Here is a 6,928-nt window from a genome sequence, read left to right as displayed (position 1 = left end):
CAGAGGGCGACCGCAGCGGACTCGGCGGCCTGCCGCCTCGGCGCGTCCGCGATCGGCGCCGGCTTGCGACGCGGGCGCGGCGCGGGGCGCTCGGCGGCGTCCGCCTCCGCGGCCTGCTCGGCGCGGTGGCTGCGGTCGACGCTGTACCGGGTGCGCAAGCTGTCGTGGCCGATCGCGGTCGCGATGAACTCCTCGTCGCGGATCGTCTTCCCGTCGCGCTCGTAGGTGAACGGGTGGACGCGCCCGCTGGCGACGAAGCTGTCGTCCTTGACCAGCAGCGCGTGGGCGCGCTTGGCGGCGGCGCGGAACAGGACGAGGTGGTGGAACGTCGGCTCGAGGTCGGTCGTGGTGCCGTCCGGCTCCACGCGCTGATGCCGCACGCCGACCCTGGCGTAGAACCGAGCCTGCCCCTTTGAGGTCGTGGTCAGCTGCGGCTCCGTGGCGATGAACCCGGACAACGACTGCTGCGTCTGAATGCTCACGTCGTGCTCCTTGCCTGTTCTGACAGCCGCCACTTGCGGCCGTTCCCGTCAGGCAGGTACACGCCCGCTGCCAGTCACGCGGGACGCCGCAGCAGCGCCTCGACCTCGGCGCGGTCGGCCTTCAGCGTCGCCGCGTCTTCGCGGGTCGTCCATGCCCGCAGATCGGTCACGATCGGCGGGGCCGAGCGCAGCAGCGTGATCCCGGTGCCGAAGGGCAGGGTGCGGATCGTCTCGGGCGGCATCACCGCCACGCGGCGCACCGATCGCTGGGACGAGCGTGAGCCGCGGTCGCCGATCGTGTCGGAGTGGGTCGTCTCGTCCCGCTCGCCGATGAGGGTGGACAGGTCTTGCAGGTCGCGCGACCCCGATGCGCCGCCGAGGATGATCTTGACGATGGAGGCGTCCCAGATCGCGGCGGCGGCATTCTCACCCCACTTCTCCCGCGCCTGGGCGAGGGATTGGAGCACGGGCATGGTCGTGATCCCGGTGCCGCCGCCCTCAGCCATGAGTGTGGGCAGGCTCGGCAGGGGCGCGAGGTTCCCGATCTCGTCCAACGCCAGCAGCAACGGCGGGTCCAAGCGCGCCCCCGGCGAAGTCGCGGCCAGGTGCCGCGCCGTCTCCACGAGGTCTTCCACAAACGCCGAGACCAGCGCCGACGAGCCGCCGGCGCCCGCCGAAGTCGCCAAGAGGTAGAGCGTCCCGCGCTGGGTGAGGAACGCGGCGGGGTCGAAGTCCTCACCGGTGCGCGGGGTGACCGCCTCCAGCACGCGGGGGTCGGCCAGGCAGCTCAGAGCCAGCGACACGCCCTGCCAGATCGAGTCGCGGGTCCGGGGGTCGGCGTGGATCATCGCCTCCAGCGACTCGGCCCACCCGGTCGCCGCCTGCGGGTGTGCGGTCAGGATCGCGACGGCCTCCGCAGCGGCGGTCGGGTCCAGGGTCCACCGGAACAGCTCGGCGGCCCCGCGCCCGTCGAGCGCCGCCGCGTGCAGGAGCGCCTGGAGCGCGGTGCGGGTCTTGCCCTCCCAGAACCCGCCGCCCTCGACCCCGCCCGAGGACAGCCCGGTCCCCGCTGCCAGTCCCGTCGCGCGGATCATCGCAGTCAGCGGAGTTTCGCAGCCACGCACCGGCGACCAGCGCAGTCCGGCCGGCACGCCTTCGGCCAAGTGCTGCGGGTCAAACACCGCCACGGGACCGCACCGCAGCCGCGCGCGCAGCGTGGCCGTGAGGTTGTCGGGCCGGGTCGAAGTCGTCACGACCGCGCCGGGGGCGTCCAAGATGGCGTTGATCGCGACGAACATGCCCTTGCCCGCACGAGGTGGCCCGATGAGCAGGATGCTGTCTTCCACCGACGCCCACACCTGGCGCCCGTGCGATCGGCCCAGCAGGTAGCCGACGTCAGCCGGTTTCGGGTCAGAGGTCGACGGGCGCAGCGTGGAGGCGCGGCGCAGCAGCGCCCGGCTGGAAGCCGCCTGGGCGACCTCCGCGCCGGTCGCGGTGCCCTGGATGCGGTGCGGGTTGCGGCGCGTCGCCGTCGAGTGCCGGCGCAGCAGCGACCAGCCCCACCAGCCGGCGCCGCCGATCACGACGAGCAGCGCCGCCGTCACGATCCAGTAGACGACCGAGTTCAGCCCCGGCGCTCCCAACGGGTCGCCGGGGTCGCCGGGGCGGGCGAGTACGCCCAGGCCCGCCTCGATGCCGCCGGTCGGCTGCGACGCGCCGGTCAGGAACGCGGCGATCGTCCCGGCGACCCGCAGCACGCCGGCCAGACCCGCAGCGCCGATCAGCAGGCCGATGCCGAGGTTCGCGAGCAGGTCTTCGGGGCCGCGGCCCGTCGTCGTGCTCACCGGCCGGCCCGCTCGGGGTGCTGCACCGAGAGGGTGCCGGAGATCCGGCCCAGCAGCAGCACCTCGCGGGTCGGTGCCAGCTCGAGCAGATGGTGTTGCAGCAGCGCGCGCCCGCGCCCGGTCGGGCCGGCGTCGGAATGGGCGACGATGACCGCCAGGGCGACGTCCTCGCCGGGCACGAACCCGTCCGCGCTCACCTCGAACAGCGCAGAGACCGCAGCCGCCGGAGCCGAAGCCTGCTGGGGAAAGGCAGGCTCGGGAGGGGCGAAGCGGCTCCGGCGGCGCGGTGGCGTGAGGATGTCGGTAAAGGTCGAGCCGTCCGCCTCATGCACCTCGACGCGGATCGGGCTGTCCAAGGCGGCGGTGAGATGATCGGCGAGCGCCCCGAAGGTGTCGCGCCGCAGCGGACGCAGCGCCTCCGGCGCGGTGAACGGCGTGCCGTCGACCGTGACGGACAACGCGCCGTCCGACGCGACCTCGACCCGGACGTGGGGGACGTGAATGATCGGCTGCGCCGGTGCCGGGACCTCCGGTTGGTCGGCGTCGCCGCCGCGCCGGTAGCGGGGCTTCACGCCACGCCCCCGGTCATGCGGGTAGCCGTGTTAAACAGTTCAAGCTCGGCCGGGTGCAGCTGATGCTGCGTCACGTAGGAGTGATCCTTGACCCGCCACAGCCCTTGCCCGGTGCCCAGCGTCGGCAAGAGCTTCTGCTCGGTGCCGGTCAGACCGAGAATCTCGCCCGTGACGCCGAGTTGGTCGCTTTCCTGGCGGTAGATGATCCGCGTCTCCGCATTGGCGAGCAGCGAGGACGCCAGGGCGCGCATCGCAGAGCCGCTGTCGCCCACGTTGTCGAGGTCGGTGAGCTTGTGGAACACGAGCGCGTTCGCGATGCCGTAGTGTCGGGCGAGGCGCCATTGGGCGTCCATGCGGCGCAGCAGCGGCGCATGGGACATGAGCCGCCATGCCTCGTCGTAGATCACCCACCGCTGCCCGCCGTTGGGGTCCAGCAGCGCCGCTTCCATCCACGCGGACGAGCAGGTCATCAGGACGCTGATGAGGGTGCTGTTCTCCGCGACGCGGGACAGATCGAGACTGACCATCGGCAGGGACGGGTCGAACGTCACCGTGGAGGGGCCGTCGAACAGCCCGGCGAGGTCGCCGGCGACCAGCCGGCGCAGCGCGTGCCCGGCGAGGCGTCCATCCTCGGCGAGGCGCCCGTCCGGGTCGTCGCCGGCAGCCGGGTTCAGGATGCGGTCGACGACCATCGGCAGGATCGGGGTCTCGGCCGAGCGCACCGCATCGGCCAGGGCGAGGTCGATCGCGGTGTGCTCCAGAGGCGTCAGCCGCCTATCCAGCACGGTCTCCGTCAGCGCGCCGATCAGATCGCGGCGGCGTGCAGCGACCTGGGTCGCCCATTCGCTGTCGGACACGTCCGAAGGCCGGTGCCCCTCGTCCAGCGGATTGAGCCGATTGCGCAGCCCGTGCCCGAGCACGATCGCTTTCCCGCCGACGGCCTCGGCGACCGCCGTGTGCTCTCCCTTGGGGTCGCCGGGCACGTAGACCCTGCGCCCGAACGCGATCGACCTCGTGTAGAGGGACTTCACCAGGGACGACTTGCCGGAGCCGACGATGCCGGCCACGACGATGTTCGGGGCCGTGATGACGCCACGCGCGTAGAGCACCCAGGGGTCGTAGACGAAGCTGCCACCGGAGTAGAGATCCTGGCCGACGAACACGCCCGCAGAGCCAAGGCCGCCTTCGGCGAGGAAGGGGTACGCCCCGGCGAGCGTCGCGGAGGTGTCCTGATGACGCGGCAGCCTCAACCGGCCTGGGGTGCGCAGCGCCGCCGGGCCAGCCTCGCCGGACGGCGGCAGGTAGGTGGTTCGGCGGCGTTCGTCGCGGTCGGCCTCCCAGCGCTGCTGCGCCTGCAGCTTGCGGGCGCGCTGCTGCTCGGCGATGAGCTCCGCGGCGGCGCGCTGGCGTGCCTTGCGGTGCTTTCGGCGCTCGTTCTGCGGCGAGACGAGCACGCTGGTGTGCAGGCGGCCGTCGTCCTGGCCGCTCACAGCGCCAGGCCCTGACCGGGCCGAGTGCTCTGCACGGCAGCGCCGAACAGGCGGGGGTCGGCGGGGCGCGTCCGCCCGGCCGGCACGAGGGGTGCGGGCTCGGCAAGCGCCGCGTCGGGCGGGACGTCGTGCGCGCGCAGCAGGCCAACGTGCCCGAGGGTCGGGTTGTAGGTCAGCGCGTATCCCTCGACCGTGACCGTGCGGTCCAGCGCACCGACGGGCGGGACGTCGTAGACGTAGCCGTTGACCAGCGCCGCGTCGGTCGTCTCCTGCCCGTAGTCCCACCGCGCCAGGTGCGCGACGGCCGCGTCGGGGCCGTCCCGGTCGATGAGGGTCAGCACCTCGTCGGCCTCCTCGCCTTGCAGGAACACGACGCTCACCCACCGCGGCGCCGCCTCCGGGGCGCGGCTCGGCCCGTCGACGGCGAGCCCGGCCGGGTCGACGCCGACGGGCTGCCAGGCGATCCGGGAGGCGTGCTGCGAGGCCAGGTCGAGCCGCACCTGCACCTCGTCGAGCGCGTTCGCGGCGAGGTTGAGCGCGTCCGCGGCCGCGAAGGCGTAGACCCCGCCCAGGAACGGGTCGCCGTCGTCGGTGCGGGCGAGCTCGTGCGCGTCGAGATGGCTGCGGGTGAGCTGGTCGAGCACCTGGCGCAGCGACCGGGTGCCGGCGACCAGCTCGCCGAGCACCGGATAGGCGCTGGTCGGGGGCATGTCCCGCCTGGCGTGCGCAAGGCCACGCAGCGCGGCGGCGCTCTCCGCGGCGTCCGCGAGCGGGTCGGTCAAAGTCGGCATGGCGTTGTCCTCCGGTGGATGGGCTGTCGGAGGACAGGTGCGCGGGGCCGGTCAGACGGTGCGGCACAGCGGCAGCGCGGCGGCGGCGAACGCCGCCGCCTGCTGCCCGACCAGGCGGCGCGTCTCGCACGACGCCTGGATCGCGGCCTGCTCGAGGGCGGACACGGCCGCCTCCAGCTCGTCCAGCGTCGGCGCGGACACGGCGATCAGACCCGTATAGCGCAGGATGCCGTGGCCGCTGGTCAAGTCCGCTTCCTGCTGGAGGACGTCCTCGAACTCGGCGGACTGCTGCGCGTCCTCGATCTGACCGATCCGCTGACGCTGATGGGCGTCGCTGATGTACTCGGTCTTCTTCTTGCGGATGTCGCGGGCGGCCTGGTCCGAGCGGATCGGGGTCGCGATCAGCGAGAACGCGCGCCGCACGCCCGAGGACAGCAGGATCGGGGCGAGGAACCCCGGATACACCAGCGACCTGGGCCATTCGGTGATCCACAGCACCGCGTGGAAGGCAGAGTCCGAGCGCAGGTGCTGCCAGCTCTCGGTGATCGCGACGGGGCCGGCGGTGGCGAGGCTACGACCGAGGTCGCGGTGTCGTTCCAGGGTCGCCGCGACGGCCGGGTCATACGCCGAGCGCAGCATCACGGCGATCTCGCCGGGACCGGCCCACTCGGAGGGGGTCAGGTCGGCGGCACGAAGCGCCGCCGACAGGGTGGTCATCTCCTGTCGCAGCACGGCGGCGGCGCCTTTCATCCCGCCGCCGGCGGTGCGGATCGCGCGGGCCGAGGTGCGCAGGTCGAGCGCGACCGAGAGGGTCGTGGCGTGCCGTTCCCCGGCGGGGCCGGCCCGGTCGATGAGCTCGGCGTAGGTGTTCGAGGTCCACGAGCAGTCGGCGCGGCCGTGTTCGGCCCACCACTCGGCCAGGCCGCTGCCGGAGTCCGGCAGCGTCCGCTCGAGCACCTGCACGCGGGCGAGCCGTCCCGAGCGGCAGCAGGTCGCGAGTACCCGGCCCCATCCGGTGACGCGGCGCTCCTGTTCGCTGGGGTCCAGCAGCACGAACGCCGGATGGGTGACGGTCAGCACAGCGGTCAGCGTCTGGGCGTGCGGGTCGTGGATCATCGCCGCGTCGGTGGCCGGGTCGAGGTACTCGCGCAGCGCCGCGGCGTCGCCGGGAAGGGCGAGGGTGCCCGCCGGGCGTGGCTTGACGATCCGGGCGCGGAACATGAGCTGCCCGCCGGTGGTGCGCCAGACCCAGCGCAGCGCGATCGGCACCCACTCGATGAGCTTCCGGCCGCCGGCCGGCACCCAGGCCAGCACGGCGCAGAGCAGGCAGATCGGGGCGGCGTAGGCCAGCAGCATGCCGCCGCCCATGTAGAGGGCGACGACGATCGACAGCGCCGCGACGGCGAGCACGAGCAGTTGCGACAGCGACAGGCCCAGCAGCACGCCGCGGCGGGTGAGCCGGCTGAACTTCACGGGGTGCAGTTCGGGTTCGTCTCGATGACCGGCACGGTTTCGGGATGCCATGACCTACTCCTTCTTCGCCGGGGGCTGCGGGCGCGCTGGCGGGTCGGGCTGGCGCGGCGGCGGCGTTGCGGGCGCGGCCGGCCGTGACGGCGCGGCTGGGGCCGGCGGGGTGCTTGGTGCGGACGTGGCCGGCTCGGCGGCGTCCGCGTGTCCTCCGGCTGCGGCGGGCGGTGGCGCGGCCGCTGCAGGACCAATCGGCGCGGCCGTCGTCGTCGGCGCCAAGGT

At 73.4% G+C, this 6,928-nt stretch carries 6 protein-coding genes and 1 pseudogene; 1 reads left to right on the top strand and 6 read right to left on the bottom strand.

Features of this window, described 5'->3' with window-relative positions:
* From RL72_RS00335 to RL72_RS00310, 6 genes are all read right to left on the bottom strand, one after another.
* A partial coding sequence (locus RL72_RS00335) for a single-stranded DNA-binding protein (protein ID WP_082071868.1) occupies window positions 1–482 on the bottom strand: 482 nt, incomplete at its 3' end.
* Between the two features lie 74 nt (window positions 483–556).
* Window positions 557–2,326: a type IV secretory system conjugative DNA transfer family protein gene (locus RL72_RS00330; RefSeq protein WP_045248805.1), complete on the bottom strand. Its 1,770-nt coding sequence runs from the start codon at window positions 2,324–2,326 to the stop codon at window positions 557–559.
* Complete coding sequence (locus RL72_RS00325; protein ID WP_248700314.1) at window positions 2,323–2,898, bottom strand: hypothetical protein; 576 nt, start codon at window positions 2,896–2,898, stop codon at window positions 2,323–2,325. The genes RL72_RS00330 and RL72_RS00325 overlap by 4 nt, the downstream gene beginning before the upstream one ends.
* Window positions 2,895–4,388: a TraC family protein gene (locus RL72_RS00320; RefSeq protein WP_045248804.1), complete on the bottom strand. Its 1,494-nt coding sequence runs from the start codon at window positions 4,386–4,388 to the stop codon at window positions 2,895–2,897. The genes RL72_RS00325 and RL72_RS00320 overlap by 4 nt, the downstream gene beginning before the upstream one ends.
* Window positions 4,385–5,179 (bottom strand): hypothetical protein, encoded by a 795-nt coding sequence (locus tag RL72_RS00315; protein ID WP_045248803.1) that lies wholly within the window; start codon window positions 5,177–5,179, stop codon window positions 4,385–4,387. Before RL72_RS00315 ends, RL72_RS00320 begins: the two co-directional genes overlap by 4 nt.
* 51 nt (window positions 5,180–5,230) lie before the next feature.
* Window positions 5,231–6,703, bottom strand: coding sequence for an SCO6880 family protein (locus RL72_RS00310; protein WP_045248802.1), 1,473 nt, complete (start codon window positions 6,701–6,703; stop codon window positions 5,231–5,233).
* Between RL72_RS00310 and RL72_RS20525 the strand changes: the two are divergent.
* Window positions 6,702–6,928 (top strand): annotated as a pseudogene (locus tag RL72_RS20525) (hypothetical protein); the annotation flags it as partial. The gene RL72_RS00310 and the pseudogene RL72_RS20525 overlap by 2 nt on opposite strands.

This window comes from Microbacterium azadirachtae, from assembly GCF_000956545.1.
GTDB lineage: Bacteria > Actinomycetota > Actinomycetes > Actinomycetales > Microbacteriaceae > Microbacterium > Microbacterium azadirachtae.
The sequence above is the reverse complement of the archived record's forward strand: the minus strand, read 5'-3'. Positions and strand labels throughout refer to the sequence as shown.